We start from the raw sequence: 14,910 nt of genomic DNA, 5'->3' as shown, positions 1-14,910 counted from the left end.
ATTGTGGAGCAGCACCCCTGGCCTGTCCAGTGCCCGTGGCAGGATGGTGCCATGCTGCTCCTTGAGCTCGTCAAAACCGCGAAGGCCGTCACCTCCACCCGTTCCCGGCTGGCGAAAGTGGATGCGCTGGCCCAGCTGCTGGGCCGGCTTGAGCCGGCCCAAATCCCGACGGCAGTGGGCTGGCTCGTTGCCAAGCCGCGCCAGGGGCGCGTGGGCGTGGGCTGGAGCGCCGTGGCGGCGGCCAAGGAGGAACCCGCCGTCGAGCCAACCCTCACCGTGGCCGACCTCGACGCCGCCCTGGACCGGCTGCTTGCCACGGCGGGTACCGGATCGGGCGCCGGGCGCGCAGCCACGCTGCGGAAGCTGATGGCGGCGGCCACCGCGCCGGAGCAGTCATTCATCGCCGGGGTCCTCCTGGGCGAACTGCGCACCGGCGCCCTGGAGGGTGTGCTGACAGATGCCGTTGCGCGCGCCGCCGGGAAGCCCGTTGCTGCCGTACGCCGTGCCGCCATGCTTTCCGGCGACCTGGGCGGAACCGCCCTGCTGGCCATCACCGGCACGGAAGCCGGGCTTGACGCCGTCGGCCTGATGGTGGGCCGTCCGGTGCAGCCCATGCTCGCCGCCACCGCAGGCAGTCCAAGCGCAGCCCTGGAAGCCACCGGGGAGGCATCCGTGGAATACAAGCTCGACGGCGCCCGCATCCAGGTGCACCGTGCCGGCGAGGATGTCAGCATCTACACGCGCAACCTGGCCGACGTCACCCACCGGCTCCCCGAAGTGGTTGAGGTGGTGCGCGGACTGCCGCTGCAGGACGTGATTCTTGACGGTGAGACCCTTGCCCTCGACGAGGAGGGCGGCCCGCGGCCATTCCAGGAGACCATGGCGCGGTTCGGCGCTGACGCGGCGCGGGAAACAGTGCTGCATCCCTGGTTCTTCGACGTATTGCACATCGACGGGCGGGACCTGCTCGATGAACCGCTGTCTACCCGCATCAACGTGCTCGAGCGCATCGCACCGGAACACCGGATCCCGGGGGAGGTCACTGCCGATCCCGCCGTCGCTGAGCGTGTGTCGCAGGAGGCGCTTGCCGCGGGCCACGAGGGAGTCGTGGTGAAGGCGATCGGATCGGCTTACGCGGCCGGCCGCCGTGGATCCAACTGGGTGAAAGTGAAGCCGGTGCTCACCTACGACCTGGTGGTGCTCGCCTGCGAATGGGGGTCAGGGCGCCGCACCGGGATGCTCTCAAACCTGCACCTTGGAGCCCTTGACCCCGCAGGCGAGTTCGGAGAGCCCGGCGGTTTCGTGATGGTGGGCAAGACCTTCAAGGGCCTCACCGATGAACTGCTGCGGTGGCAGACCGGGAGGTTTCAGGAACTTGAGGTGCGGCGCACTGCCGGCACCGTGTGGGTTGAGCCGGTCACCGTCGTCGAGATTGCCATCGACGGCGTCCAGCAGTCGCCGCGCTACCCCGGTGGAATCGCCCTTCGTTTTGCGCGCGTCAAGCGGTACCGGGACGACAAGACGCCGGCTGAAGCGGACACCATCCAGACCCTGCGTGCCCTGCTGCGATCGTAGAGGGCATGGATCAGGCCTGGTTGCTGCTGCCGCTCCGCTGGCGTTTCAGGCTCCGTGCCACGCCGTGCGGCACACGCCTGGAAACCATCCGGTAAAAGAGCAAAACCGCGACGGCGGCCACCACGATGCCCACGAGGTTGAGCAGCAACTGGAGGGCCGAGCCGGCCGCCTTCTGGTATTCACCCAGGACCAAGGCCACCGCAACGTACCCTGCCGCCGGGACAGTGGTCACGGAGATGAACACGCCGATAAGGGCTGCAGAACGCCGTCCGATGATGGAAAGCATCCCGGCGATCCCGGCCAACAGGGCAACAATCAGTGAATACGGACCCGGATGGTAGATGAACTCGACCGCGGAGCCCTTGTCCAAGGCATCACGCGGAAAAAGTCCGAGGGGGATTGAAAGCCATGCCGTCAGCGCCGCCAACAGCATGGCAACGGGGAAGCCGACGCCCAGCGCAACTGCGGCGCGCCGCCCGAGCTTCCACTTCCTGGTGACAAGCGAGACGGCGAGGGCGGCCAGCGGGCCGAACTCCGGACCTACCGCCATGGCACCCACAATCGCAATGGGGGAATCTGTCACGATTCCAATTCCGGCGAGCTGCGTTGCCAGCACCAGGAAGGCAAGGAAGTTCCAGGTCAGCCGGGAATCCTCGCCCGATTGCCGGGTGACGTCATCCCAGATCACCGCGTCCGCGCCGTCCCCGGGGGCGGCGCGCTCCGCCCGGTCAGCATTCCTGGACAGGACGAATTCCGGCGTGGCCATGGCGATGGAGCCCACGTCCGGGACCTTCAGGATCTCCAGCTTCTCGAGCAGTTCCTCCACTGACTCCCGGGCGATCAGCACCTCAATTACATCGCCCTGCGGCACCACGGCCGCCCCCGGAACAAGCGCAACTTCCGCAGTTCCCCGCTGGTCGCGGCAGGTCTTCAGGGTGACGGCGGACAGCTCCTTGGGCACGCAAATCCGCAGCTGGACAACCACGCGGGCTCCCTTCGATGGTTGGGGCCAGCATAGTCCGAACCCGAGCCTTAATTGGCCGGGGCAGACCACCTTGGCTAGGCTTGATGCTTTGGCTGGCGGGCATTTTGAGAGGTTCTAGTGTCGATAACGGAAACCCCGAAGGCACCTGAACCCGGGTCCAGTGCCGCGGGCCGCCAACGGAAGCCCACGTTCCGCCCGGAGGTCCAGGGGCTCCGTGCCCTGGCTGTCCTGATGGTGGTGGCCTACCACGTCTGGCTGGGCCGCGTGTCCGGCGGTGTGGACGTCTTCCTGCTGATTTCGGCTTTCCTGCTCACGCTGTCCTTTATCCGCAAGGCGGAGTCAGGCAACCCCTTCCGGCTCGTGGCGCACTGGCTGCACCTGTTCAAGCGGCTGCTGCCGGCCGCCGTCGTGGTGATCCTCGCAGTGCTGGCCGGCACCTGGCTGATCCTGCCGCAGGGCCGCTGGCCGCAGGTGCTGGACCAGGCCTGGGCGTCGCTGCTGTACCGCCAGAACTGGCTCTTGGCAGACACGGCAGTGGATTACTACGCGCAGGACCACGCCGGCGCCAGCCCGCTGCAGCACTTCTGGTCCTTATCCATCCAGGGTCAGGTCTTCATCCTGTGGCCGCTGGTCTTTGCCGCCACGGCTGCGGTGCTGAACCTGCTGAGCCGGGCTCCCCGCTTGCAGGGTCTGACCTACCGTGGCTTGCTGGCGCTGGTTTTCGGGGCAGTGTTCGCAGTGTCCCTGGCCTACTCCATCGACCAGACCGCCTCCAACCAGGCCTACGCCTACTTCGATACCCGCACCCGGCTCTGGGAGTTTGCGCTGGGGTCCCTGCTGGCACTGGCGCTGCCTTACCTGCGGCCAGGGCGCCTGCTCCGCATAGCCCTGGGCTGGGCCGGGCTGGTGGCGATGGTCTCCTGCGGGCTGGTCCTGGCCGTTGACCGATCCTTCCCGGGGTACGTGGCGCTATGGCCCACGCTGGCCGCCGCCGCCATCATCGTTGCGGGGCAGACCGGCAGCCGGTTCGGCGTGGACCGCCTCCTTAGCAGCCGGGCCGCCGTCGCCCTGGGTGACAACTCCTACGCCCTGTATCTGTGGCATTGGCCCGTCCTGGTGTTGGCGCTCGCGGCCACCGGCGTGGAAGCGCCAAACCTCAAGCAGGGTCTCGGCATTGTCGGGGCCTCCATTGTGCTCGCCGTCCTGACCACGCGCTTCGTGGAAAAGCCGTTGCGCGACTGGCACTGGCCCAAGCTCCGGGCCTGGCGGACCGCCGTCGTCATTGTTGCCTGCGGTGCCGTCCTGGCCGGGCCGGTGGCGGTCTGGCAGACATCGCTCACCGCAGAGGAAAGCGCGACGGCGGCACAGCCGAGGGAGCTTACGCCCGGGGCGTTGGCGCTCACCCCGGAGAACGAAAACTCGCCGGCTCCGCGGGCTCGAACCATCCCCGGGCCCACCGCGCTGGACAATGACTGGGCCGGAATCGACTCGCCCTGCACGGGTGCCAACGCCACCAGCGACCCCATCCTGGAGGGCTGCCGGCAGGAGCTGCCGGAGGAACCGTCAACCAAGCGCATCGTGGTCCTGGGCGACTCCCACGCCCAGCAGTACCTTGCCGCCCTGGCACCGGTGGCGGCCGCGCGCGGCTGGGAGCTTGTGACCCTGCTGATGCCCGCCTGCCGCTTCGGTGCGGAGTCTGGGGCGCGTAACGCGGAATGTAACGCCTACAACAGGGCCAGCTCCGCCTACGTCCTGGAACACCTCCCGGATGCTGTATTCACAGTGGCGTCGCTGACCCACGAGGACGCCCCGTTCGAAACCGAAGTGCCCGGATACCTCGACGGCGTGAAACCTTTCGCCGAGGCGGGAATCGAGATCCTGGGCATCCGCGACAACCCCCGGTTCACCTTCAACATGCCCCAGTGCGCCCAGCGGAACGGTCCCAATGCGCCTGCCTGCAACCCGTCGCTGGCCGAGTCCCTGGTGGAGCCGTCGCCGCTGGAGAATTACCGCGGCAAGCTGCCCGGGCTGCACCTGATGGACATGAGCGACTTCATCTGTGCGCGCGGCGTCTGCCCGGCCGTGGTGGGGAATGTGTACGTGTACAAGGACGACAACCACCTCACCAGGACCTATGTGGAAACCATGATCCCCATGTTCGAGCAGCGACTGCTGGCGGCCACGGGCTGGAGCTGAGCGAGTCCCCAGGGTGGGGGGGGGGGGGCACGCCCCCGGTTGGGGACCGTGGGGTTGCTCACATTGTCGGCGTGGAATAGGGGGATTGGCGCCAAGGTTCTAATATTTACTCAACACTTTCTGCCCCCGGAACGCCGTGCTGCACGGTGCTCCCGCAGGATCGTCTGCACAGGCCAGTTCCGTAATTACGGGCTGGTCATCGGCTGCAACCCCTACCCGTGACCCAGCAACCAAGGTAAGAGGCGCACTCATGACCGAGCCCGAACACAACCCCTTTGGCTTCATCGGCCTGACCTATGACGACGTGCTGCTCCTGCCGGGCCACACCGATGTCATCCCGTCGGAGGCAGATACCTCCTCGCGGATCTCCAAGCGGATCACCGTGCAGACCCCGCTGCTTTCCGCCGCCATGGACACCGTCACGGAGTCCCGCATGGCCATCGCCATGGCCCGCCAGGGCGGCCTGGGCGTGGTGCACCGCAACCTGTCCATCGCCGACCAGGCGGACCAGGTGGACCGGGTCAAGCGCAGCGAGTCCGGGATGATCACCAACCCGCTGACCATCCGCCCCGAGGCCACGCTGCGGGAACTGGACGATCTCTGCGCCCACTACCGCGTTTCAGGCCTGCCCGTGGTGGATGAGGACAACCGCCTGCTGGGCATCGTCACCAACCGCGACACCCGTTTCGTGCCGGAATCCGATTTCCCGCTGCGGCTGGTCAGCGACGTCATGACCAAGATGCCCCTGGTCACCGGGCACGTGGGAATCAGCCGCGAGGAAGCCTCGCACAAGCTGGCCACCAACAAAATCGAAAAGCTCCCTCTCGTGGACGAGCAGGGCCGGCTCAAGGGCCTGATCACCACCAAGGACTTCACCAAGGCCGAGCAGTACCCCCTGGCCACCAAGGACGACGAGGGCCGCCTGCGCGTCGGTGCCGCCATCGGCTTCTTCGGCGACGGCTGGGAACGCGCCATGACCCTGGTGGACGCCGGCGTCGACGCCCTGTTCGTGGACACCGCCAACGGCCACTCCCAGGGTGTCCTGGACATGATCCGCAGGCTGAAGTCCGATCCCGTTGCCGCGCACGTGGACATCATTGGCGGCCAGGCTGCCACCCGGGAAGGGGCACAGGCACTGATCGACGCCGGTGCCGACGGCATCAAGGTGGGCGTTGGCCCCGGATCCATCTGCACCACCCGTGTGGTGGCCGGTGTGGGCGTTCCGCAGATCACCGCCATTTACGAATCCGCCAAGGCTGCCATTCCGGCCGGCGTGCCGCTGATCGCCGACGGCGGCCTCCAGTACTCGGGTGACATTGGCAAGGCCCTGGTGGCCGGCGCCGACACCGTCATGCTGGGCTCGCTCCTGGCAGGCTGTGACGAGTCCCCGGGCGACCTGATCTTCGTCAACGGCAAGCAGTTCAAGTCCTACCGTGGAATGGGCTCCCTGGGGGCCATGCAGTCGCGCGGCAAGAACACGTCCTACTCCAAGGACCGCTACTTCCAGGCCGACGTCTCCGGTGATGACAAGCTGATCCCCGAAGGCATCGAAGGCCGGGTGGCCTACCGTGGCCCGCTGTCCTCAGTGGCCTACCAGCTGGTGGGCGGCCTGCGCCAGACCATGTTCTACACCGGTGCACCCACCATTCCCGAGCTGAAGGTCCGCGGCAAGTTCGTGCGGATCACCTCCGCCGGCCTGAAGGAATCGCACCCGCACGACATCCAGATGACCGTCGAGGCACCGAACTACGGCTCCCGGTAAACGGCGAGGGTTTTATTCACGCTAAGGCGTGTGAAAGAGGAGGCGGGACTTTCCCGCCTCCTCTTGTTGTCGGGCCCCGAGGGCGCGTTGTCGGACCCCCGCTGCATGATGTCCATATGGAATTCAGCGGTGGGGTTGGTGTGGTTTTGGAGGGTATTCGTGCCTCCGTTGCTGCCCTGGATGCGCTGGACCGTGAGGACGCTTTCCTGGCTGCCGGGGCTGGTGTTGGTGCCGGCGTTGATGTGTTGCAGCGTCGGTATGAGATCCGGCTGGAGCGGCTGGAGGTGACGTCGCGCCTCAAGGCGCAGCTCGCGGCCGGGGAAGCCCTGGACGCGGTGGAGTGCATCGGGTTCCAGCAGGCCATGATCGCCCCGGACGCGCCGGTGCATGAGCGCACGTATGCGGAGATGTCAGCGGTGGAGGAGATCGCGGGGGTCCTGACGATCAGTTCAGGGGCTGCCGGGGCGTTCGTGGAGCAGTCCCTTCGGGTGTGCGCACTGCCGCCGGTCCTGGACGCACTTGCCACGGGTGCAATCTCCTGGCAGCACGCCCGGATTGTTGCCGACGAAACCGAAGGGCTCACCCCCGACGGTGCTGCAGCCTTGGTGGTGCACTTCTTCGACCCCGGTGCGGCCAACCCCGCCCGCGGCGCCGCCCCCGGCGAACTCATCCCCTCCCGGTTCCGCGCCAAGGTCCGCGCCTGGCGGGAACGCCACCACCCCGAGACACTTGAGAAGCGCCACGCCAAAGGCGTCGCCGACCGGCGGATGGAATACACCCCGGACCGCGACGGCATGGCCTGGATCTCGCTCTATCTCCCCGGCGACACCGCGTGCGCGATCTGGAACCGCACCACCGCCACCGCCCGAGGCCTCCAGGGCCCTGACGAAGAGCGCACCCTCGCCCAACTACGCCCTGACATCGCAGCATCGCTACTCCTGGGTGCAGGCAGCGCCACCGATGCGGGCCAGTTTCCCACTCCGCGGGCCGATGTGCTGGTCACGGTGCCGGTGTTCTCTCTCCTCGGGCTGACGGACGAGCCGGCGGTGCTGGACGGGTTCGGCCCGATCCCCGTGTCGATGGCACGGCGGCTGGTCGCCGACGGGGCGGAGTCGTTTTACCGGGTCCTCGTCGACCCCCGCGACGGCGCACCCCTCGAGATCGGCCGGAAGAATTACCGGTTACCGGAGACCATCAAAGGCTGGATCCGAATGCGCGACGGCAAATGCACCTTCCCCGGCTGCACCAACCGCACCCTGGACAATGAAACCGACCACCTCACGGCCTGGGAGCACGGCGGAACCACTGGCACCAGCAACCTGGCACAGCTCTGCCCCAAACATCACCGGCTCAAGCACGCCCGCCCGTGGGTACCTGATGCCGCAACCAATAACGAGCCTCCGGGCTGGACTTCACCCACCGGCCGGCACTACAAACCCGAACACCCCACCCCCGAACCAACCCACTGGCCACCAGGAGTCCGGCCTGGTCAAAGAAGCATTCTGGAGGAAGCACTCGTGCTGCGTCTCGCTGGTTAGCGGCCGCTTTTCAGGTCAAGTGCAGCACTAGGCTGGTTCCATGTCCCAACCGCGCCATCCGGCGGAATTGACCCCCAAACGAGACCCGCAAAAGCGGCTGGCCCTTCGTCCCTATGCCCGCGCCGTAGCCCAGGTGCTGCGGGTCAGTTTCCGCGCGTCCCCCGGCGCCGTGGTCATGAAGGTGCTCGGCTCGCTGATATCGGCCGTGCTGCCGCTTGTCACCACTTTCTACGCGTCGCTCACCACCACGGCCTTGGCGGCTGCCTACGCGGGCGACGGTGGAGCGGGGCGCCTTGCCATCGTCTACGTCATCGTCACTGCAGCGCTGGGTCTGTTTTGGGGTGCCTTCAACAGCGTGGACCGCTACATCCAGCAGCTGATGAGTTTCAAAGTGGGCGCTATCGTGGGGGACCAGATGTATGAGCGCTTCCTGGCCCTGGAATTCTGGCGCTACGACGACAAAGAAACCATTGACCTCTATGACCGCGCCAAGAGGTTTTCCGATTCGTACGCGCGGGTCCTGGACAGGATCGCTGCCATTTTCACGCAACTTGTCTCGGTCATCCTGGCCATCGGCGCCCTGCTGCTGGTCAGCTGGTGGATCGCTGTCATCGTCCTGGTAGCCATAGTCCCCAGCGTGTACCTGCAGTTCAAGCTCTCCAGGGAGCAGATTGCCCACTGGAACACGCAGGTGGATTCACGCCGCCAGCGCCGCATGATTGAAACCAACCTTCTGCGGCCGCAGCATATTGCCGAGATGCGGCTCTACGGGATTGTCGGATTCCTCATGGACCTTCGTTCCCGGCTTCGCGATGCTGACGAGCGGCGCCGCCTCGACTACCAGCGCCGCTACATCCCCAAGCAATTGGCCGCCGACGCGTTGCAGTACGGTGCCGAGGTTGTCTCACTGATCTGGGTGGTGGGCCAGATCATCGCCCGCGCAGCCCCTGTCGGCCAGTTCCTCTACGTGCAGCAGATCGTCAGCCGCGCCCTGTCCACCGCCAACAACCTGGTGTCCTCCCTCAGCTCCATTGACGAGGACCTCGCCAACCTCAAGGATTACGAGCTGTTCATGGCGATGCCCGCGCACTCGGAACATTCACCGTCCCTGTTGGAGGCTCCGCAGAAAATTGAGCTGAAGGACATCCGCTTTACCTACACGGGCAGCGATATCGAGGTGATCCGGGGCATCAGCCTCACCATCAGGCGCGGCCAGCACATCGCCGTCGTGGGGGAGAACGGCGCCGGCAAGTCCACGCTGATCCGCATCCTCGCTGGCCTCTACAGCCCGGACTCCGGGCAGGTGCTGCTCGACGGCGTGGATCTCGCCGCCGTCGACGTCACCTCCTGGCATCGGCACCTGGCAGTCCTCAGCCAGGAGTTCCTGAAGTACGAGTTCGCCACGGCCGCGGAAAACATCTACTTCGGAGATGTGGACAGCCCCCGCGACGATGCCCGGGTCCGCACGGCAGCCGCCGACGCCGAGGCACTGGAATTCATCAACAAACTGCCCAACGGCCTGGACAACCACGTCAGCAACTGGATGGAAGACCCGCGGGGCCGGAAGGGCAGCGGCCTCTCCGGAGGCCAGTGGCAACGCCTGGCCATGGCCCGGAACTTCTATCGGGACGCGTCCTTCATGGTGATGGACGAACCCACGTCGGCGATCGATGCACTCGCCGAGCACCGGATCTTCACCCGGCTCTTCGCAGACCGCAGCAGCACCATCATCGCCATCAGCCACCGCCTCGCCACCATCGAGAAGGCGGACGTCGTGTACATGCTGGAGGACGGCCGTATCGTCGAACAGGGCACGCACAAGGAGCTGGTCGCCCTGCGCGGCAGGTACTTCCGCATGTTCGAGTCGCAGCTCACGGTGGAGGAGCCGACAGGACTCTAAGCGTCCACCACGGTGGTGCGCACCCTGGCCACGCTGGGCCGTGGCGGGACGCTGCTGAATCCGAACGTCACCGCGGGCCGGATCGGCGCCAACGCGCCGGCGTCGGCTCCTTCCCACGTGACGACGGCGGACGTCACGTGGTGCAGGTCGGTCACCCCATAGAACTCCGTCCTGCCGCTGCCGGCAGAACCGTAGGTGCGGGCGCCGGGAGCTGCCAAGGCGGCGAGCGGATTGACGGCGGAAAGCCAGCGCGGGTGCACCGCAAGGCGTCGCGGCACGGCCCGCAAAGCTGTGCCCAGGAAAGTTCTCGCTCCGGTGACGGCCTGTATTGCCAAGGGACCGGCGTCGACCGTTAACCGGCCACCGGACAGACGCGCACGGACGTCCACCACCCGCACCTCATCAAAGCTGTACGTCGATGCAATGAACTCTGCTACATCCGGCGACGGCGCCAACAGAACCCGGTACCCGGAGGGCTGCTGCACCATGACGTCGGCGAACAACCCAAAGGGGGAGTCCTGCCAGATGCCCACCACGGCGCGCAGACCGGATACGGTGCCAATACCGGCGATGTGCCCGTCAAATGTCCAGCGGCTGCCCATCAAGCCACTGTATCGGGAAGCGTACGCCTCACAACGGGCCGTAGCCTGTGTTGCCGTAGGGGTCATGCCATACGGCAAGGTCTTCTTCCACAGCACGGCGAAGTCCGGGGTTGGCCTGAACCCGCAGCCGGAACGACTGCCGGGCACGGCCCATGACCGTAGATGGGATCACGATGCACGCGACCAGGAGGGCCAGGATCAGCACGAAGCCCCCCACCAGCGTTGTGGCCGTGCCATCGCCCTTCGCAGCGGCCGAGGGCAGGTACACGGACAGGATCCCGCCGAGGGCAACTGCCAGTAGGGACACCATGGCGATGCCACCGCGGGCCGAGCCCGGGCCACGGCTGATCAGGATCCGGTCGGTATTGGGCAGGGTGGCTCGGACCCGCTTCCACGAGGATAGGCCCAGCAGCATGAGGGCGCCCCCCAACGGGCCCAGGACCAGCACTGCGGCCGGATTTCCATACATTGCTGAAAAAAATGCACCTGCGATGGCGAGGACGGGGCCACCAGCGATGGCGCTGCTCCAACCAGCCGCCAGGGTGCCCTGGGCATCCGCCAGTTGGCGCAGCCGGGACGGTGCGTTCGGCGGGCTGGCCTGGGCCAGTTCGGGGGAGAGCCAATGGTCCAGCGAATGCACGGGCGCGCCGGCGGGAAAAGGACTGGAATGTGTCATACCGGAAGGAGGCCCAATCGTTGGAGAGCTTGTGGCGGGAGCGTTCACCGAAGCCCCCTGCCTAAGGCTAAGGGCTTCTCCCGCGCTGCCGCCATCGGCAGCGCTACCCGCGGGGAAACAACCCGGGCCAGATCGCCGGACCTGCTGGGATAACCTAGAGCAGTGACTTATGAGATCGAGATCGGCCGTGGCAAGCGTGGGCGTCGTGCCTACTCCCTGGATGACATAGCAATCGTCCCCAACCGTCGCACCCGTGACCCCAAGGATGTCTCCGTCTCCTGGCAGATCGACGCGTACCAGTTCGACATGCCGGTGATCGCCGCCCCGATGGACTCAGCCATGTCCCCGCAGACCGCCATCGCACTGGGCAAGCTGGGCGGCCTGGGCGTCCTGGACCTGGAAGGCCTCTGGACCCGGTACGAGGATCCGCAGCCCATCCTCGACGAGATCGCTGCGCTCCAGGACGAGACCAACAGCCCGGCCGTCACCGGGCGGATGCAGGACCTGTACCAGGCACCCATCCAGCCCGAGCTCATCACGTCCCGCCTGGCCGAGATCCGCGAGGCCGGCGTCACCGTTGCCGGCTCCCTGACCCCGCAGCGCACGCAGGAGCACTACAAGACGGTCGTCGCGGCCGGCGTCGACATCTTCGTCATCCGCGGCACCACGGTGTCCGCCGAGCACGTCTCCAAGGACCACGAACCGCTCAACCTCAAGCAGTTCATCTACGAACTCGACGTCCCCGTGATCGTCGGCGGCGCTGCGGGCTACACCCCGGCACTGCACCTCATGCGCACCGGTGCCGCCGGCGTGCTGGTGGGCTTCGGCGGCGGTGCCACCACCACCACGCGCCGCGCCCTGGGCATCCACTCACCCATGGCCTCCGCCATCTCCGACGTCGCGGCTGCCCGCCGCGACTACATGGACGAGTCCGGCGGCCGCTACGTGCACGTCATTGCCGACGGCGGCATGGGCACCTCGGGTGACATCGTCAAAGCGATTGCCATGGGCGCCGACGCCGTCATGCTGGGCAGTGCCCTGGCCAGGGCAGAAGAAGCACCCGGCAAAGGGTGGCACTGGGGCCAGGAGGCACACCACCTGGAGCTGCCGCGCGGGGACCGCGCCAACGTGGGCACCGTCGGCCCGCTGGAGGAGGTCCTCTTTGGACCGGGCCACCACACCAACGGCACGTCCAACCTCATTGGCGCGCTGCGGCGCTCCATGGCAACCACCGGATACTCGGACTTGAAGGAATTCCAGCGCGTCGACGTCGTCGTGTCCCCGTACGCCGGGAACTGACACCTCGCGGCAGGGCGGGGCAGCCAGCTCCCGCCCTGCCCAAGCACGCCACTAGCAAGTAGTGTGGGTTTACTACCGGCACTAGAGGCACTGGAGGCGTTCAATGAAGAGTGTTCCTGCAAACGGCGGGGTCCTTGGCCCGGAAGCCAGGGAAGCATCCATCCGGCGGCTGCGCGGCACCACGGAACCTGGCCAGGAACTTGACATCCTGATTGTGGGCGGCGGAATCGTTGGCGCGGGAGCTGCGCTTGACGCCGTGACCCGCGGGTTGAGCGTTGGCATCGTCGAGGCAAGCGACTGGGCCGCTGGTACGTCCTCCCGGTCCTCCAAACTTATCCACGGCGGCCTGCGCTACCTGGAAATGCTGGACTTCGCCTTGGTCAAAGAGGCCCTGCAGGAACGCGGGCTGCTTCTCTCCGAGCTTGCACCCCATCTGGCCCGCCCGGTGCCGTTCCTCTATCCGCTCACCAAGCCGTTCATCGAGCGGCCCTACGTGGGCGCCGGGATTGCCCTCTATGACGCCATGTCCATCTCCAGCGGACACAGTCGCGGGGTACCGTTCCACAAGCACCTGAGCAGGCGCGGCACCCTGCGAGCCGCCCCCAGTCTTAAGGACGACGCCTTCGTTGGCTCCATCCGGTACTACGACGGCCAGGTGGATGACGCCAAATACTGTGCCAACCTGGTCCGCACGGCTGCCTACTACGGCGCCCATGCCGTGAACCAAATGAAGGTGGTGGACTTCCTCCGGGAAGGCGAACGGGTAGTCGGGGCCAAAGTGGAAAACCGCGAGGACGGGACGCAGTTCAGCATCCGCGCCAAGCAGGTCATCAACGCCACCGGCGTGTGGACCGACGAAACCCAGGCCATGGTGACCGACCGCGGCCAGTTGAAAGTCCGCGCCTCCAAGGGCATCCACCTGGTGGTTCCCCGCGACCGCTTCCAGTCCACGGTGGGCCTGATCCTGCGCACCGAGAAATCGGTGCTGTTCGTCATCCCCTGGGGACGGCACTGGATCATCGGCACCACCGACACCGACTGGCACCTGGACAAGGCCCATCCTGCCGCTTCCAGCAAGGACATCGACTACGTCCTGGAGCATGTCAACCAGGTGCTGAAGCGCCCCCTGACCAGGGAAGACGTCGAAGGGGTCTACGCGGGCCTGCGGCCGCTGCTGGCCGGTGAAAACGACTCCACCGCCAAGCTCTCCCGCGAGCACGTGGTGGCGCATCCCGTTCCCGGCCTGGTGGTGGTGGCAGGCGGCAAATGGACCACGTACCGGGTCATGGCCAAGGATGCCGTTGACGAGGCCACCCGCACCATGGACGAACGGGTCCCGCCCAGCTGCACCGAGACCATCCCGCTGCTGGGCGCCAGCGGCTTCCGGGCCGCCTGGAACCGGCGGAACCGTACCGCAGCGGAATCCGGGGTCCACGTAGCGCGGATCGAGCACCTGCTCAACCGGTACGGATCCATGACGCCCGAAGTCCTGGCCATCATCGGGCAGAACCCGGAACTGGCGGAGCCGCTCCCTGGTGCTGACGACTACCTGCAGGCCGAGGCTGTCTACGCCGCAAGCCATGAAGGTGCCCGCCACGTGCAGGACGTCCTGACCCGGCGCACACGGATCTCCATCGAAGCATGGGACCGCGGCGTGTCCGCGGCCCCCGTTGTCGCTAAACTGATGGGTGACGTCCTTGGCTGGAGTGACGCGCAGCGTGAAAACGAAGTCCGCCACTACCTTGCCCGCGTGGAGGCCGAACGCCTTAGCCAGCAACAGCCGGACGACGAATCCGCAGACGCCGCCCGCCTGGGCGCGGAAGATATCGTGCCCTTGCGTTGACGGGCCGTTCGCCCCACTGCTGACCGAAGGGATACGCCTTGGCGGAACCACTGGACCCGTATGACGCCCACCTGACCACCGCCGACATGGTGATCCTGGAGATGGAGGCGAAGGACAAGACCGACGCCACCAACCAACTGGCAGAGCGGCTCCACGCCGCCGGGCGGATCTCGGATCTCGACGGGTTCCTGAAGAACGTCAACGCCCGGGAACACCAGCTGGCCACAGGGCTCCCGGGCGGCATCGGCCTGCCGCATGCCCGCAGCGAATACGTGTCCCAGACCTCCATCGCCGTGGGCATCACCAAGTACGGCCACGCGCTGGACTTCGGAGCCACCGACGGCCCCGCCACGGTCATCCTGCTGATTGCCACCCCGGCCAGCTCCTTCTCCGACCACCTGGAGGTGCTGGCCACCCTGGCCCGGTCCCTCTCCAAGGAATCATTCCGGGAATCGCTGCGGCGTGCCTACGACCCCGAAGTGATCGCCGAACTCATCAACTCCAGCCTGGTGTTCTTCGACCACTAGGCAATCT

Annotated in this window: 11 protein-coding genes; 8 read left to right on the top strand and 3 right to left on the bottom strand. The window is 66.6% G+C overall.

Going from position 1 to position 14,910, the window contains the following annotated elements:
* Positions 1–51: 51 nt before the first annotated feature.
* The gene (locus tag ACTAQI_RS09880) at positions 52–1,575 is read left to right on the top strand and encodes an ATP-dependent DNA ligase (protein WP_457950822.1); all 1,524 of its coding nucleotides are present in this window, start codon (positions 52–54) and stop codon (positions 1,573–1,575) included.
* A 10-nt stretch (positions 1,576–1,585) separates the two neighbouring features.
* Here the strand turns inward: ACTAQI_RS09880 and ACTAQI_RS09875 are convergent, their stop codons facing one another.
* Positions 1,586–2,560 carry a DUF389 domain-containing protein gene (locus ACTAQI_RS09875; RefSeq protein ID WP_457950821.1) on the bottom strand — a complete coding sequence of 325 codons (975 nt, stop codon included), beginning with the start codon at positions 2,558–2,560 and terminating at the stop codon, positions 1,586–1,588.
* 123 nt (positions 2,561–2,683) lie between these two features.
* Here ACTAQI_RS09875 and ACTAQI_RS09870 point away from each other — a divergent pair, with 123 nt between their 5' ends.
* The 4 genes from ACTAQI_RS09870 (at position 2,684) to ACTAQI_RS09855 (ending at position 9,956) form a co-directional block, all read left to right on the top strand.
* Positions 2,684–4,756, top strand: a complete 2,073-nt coding sequence (locus ACTAQI_RS09870; protein ID WP_457951032.1) for an acyltransferase family protein — start codon at positions 2,684–2,686, stop codon at positions 4,754–4,756.
* A 250-nt stretch (positions 4,757–5,006) separates the two neighbouring features.
* On the top strand, positions 5,007–6,518 hold the full coding sequence (gene guaB, locus ACTAQI_RS09865; protein WP_188570898.1) for an IMP dehydrogenase: 1,512 nt from the start codon (positions 5,007–5,009) through the stop codon (positions 6,516–6,518).
* 116 nt (positions 6,519–6,634) lie between these two features.
* Entirely contained in the window at positions 6,635–8,056 is a 1,422-nt protein-coding gene (locus tag ACTAQI_RS09860) for a DUF222 domain-containing protein (RefSeq protein WP_457950820.1), read from the top strand.
* Between the two features lie 40 nt (positions 8,057–8,096).
* Positions 8,097–9,956, top strand: coding sequence for an ABC transporter ATP-binding protein (locus ACTAQI_RS09855; protein ID WP_457950819.1), 1,860 nt, complete (start codon positions 8,097–8,099; stop codon positions 9,954–9,956).
* On the opposite strand, the gene ACTAQI_RS09850 is transcribed toward ACTAQI_RS09855, so the two are convergent.
* Both ACTAQI_RS09850 and ACTAQI_RS09845 read right to left on the bottom strand, forming a co-directional pair.
* Positions 9,953–10,558, bottom strand: a complete 606-nt coding sequence (locus tag ACTAQI_RS09850) for a hypothetical protein (RefSeq protein ID WP_457950818.1) — start codon at positions 10,556–10,558, stop codon at positions 9,953–9,955. The genes ACTAQI_RS09855 and ACTAQI_RS09850 overlap by 4 nt on opposite strands.
* Before the next feature lie 28 nt (positions 10,559–10,586).
* Positions 10,587–11,234: a hypothetical protein gene (locus ACTAQI_RS09845; protein ID WP_457950817.1), complete on the bottom strand. Its 648-nt coding sequence runs from the start codon at positions 11,232–11,234 to the stop codon at positions 10,587–10,589.
* 162 nt (positions 11,235–11,396) lie between these two features.
* Here ACTAQI_RS09845 and ACTAQI_RS09840 point away from each other — a divergent pair, with 162 nt between their 5' ends.
* The 3 genes from ACTAQI_RS09840 (at position 11,397) to ACTAQI_RS09830 (ending at position 14,903) form a co-directional block, all read left to right on the top strand.
* The gene (locus tag ACTAQI_RS09840; RefSeq protein ID WP_457950816.1) at positions 11,397–12,533 is read left to right on the top strand and encodes a GuaB3 family IMP dehydrogenase-related protein; all 1,137 of its coding nucleotides are present in this window, start codon (positions 11,397–11,399) and stop codon (positions 12,531–12,533) included.
* Positions 12,534–12,636: 103 nt separating this feature from the next.
* Positions 12,637–14,376, top strand: coding sequence for a glycerol-3-phosphate dehydrogenase/oxidase (locus tag ACTAQI_RS09835; protein ID WP_457950815.1), 1,740 nt, complete (start codon positions 12,637–12,639; stop codon positions 14,374–14,376).
* A gap of 38 nt (positions 14,377–14,414) precedes the next feature.
* Positions 14,415–14,903 (top strand): PTS sugar transporter subunit IIA, encoded by a 489-nt coding sequence (locus ACTAQI_RS09830; RefSeq protein WP_457950814.1) that lies wholly within the window; start codon positions 14,415–14,417, stop codon positions 14,901–14,903.
* Positions 14,904–14,910 lie beyond the last annotated feature (7 nt).

Source organism: Pseudarthrobacter sp. alpha12b (genome assembly GCF_054130495.1).
The sequence above is the reverse complement of the archived record's forward strand: the minus strand, read 5'-3'. Positions and strand labels throughout refer to the sequence as shown.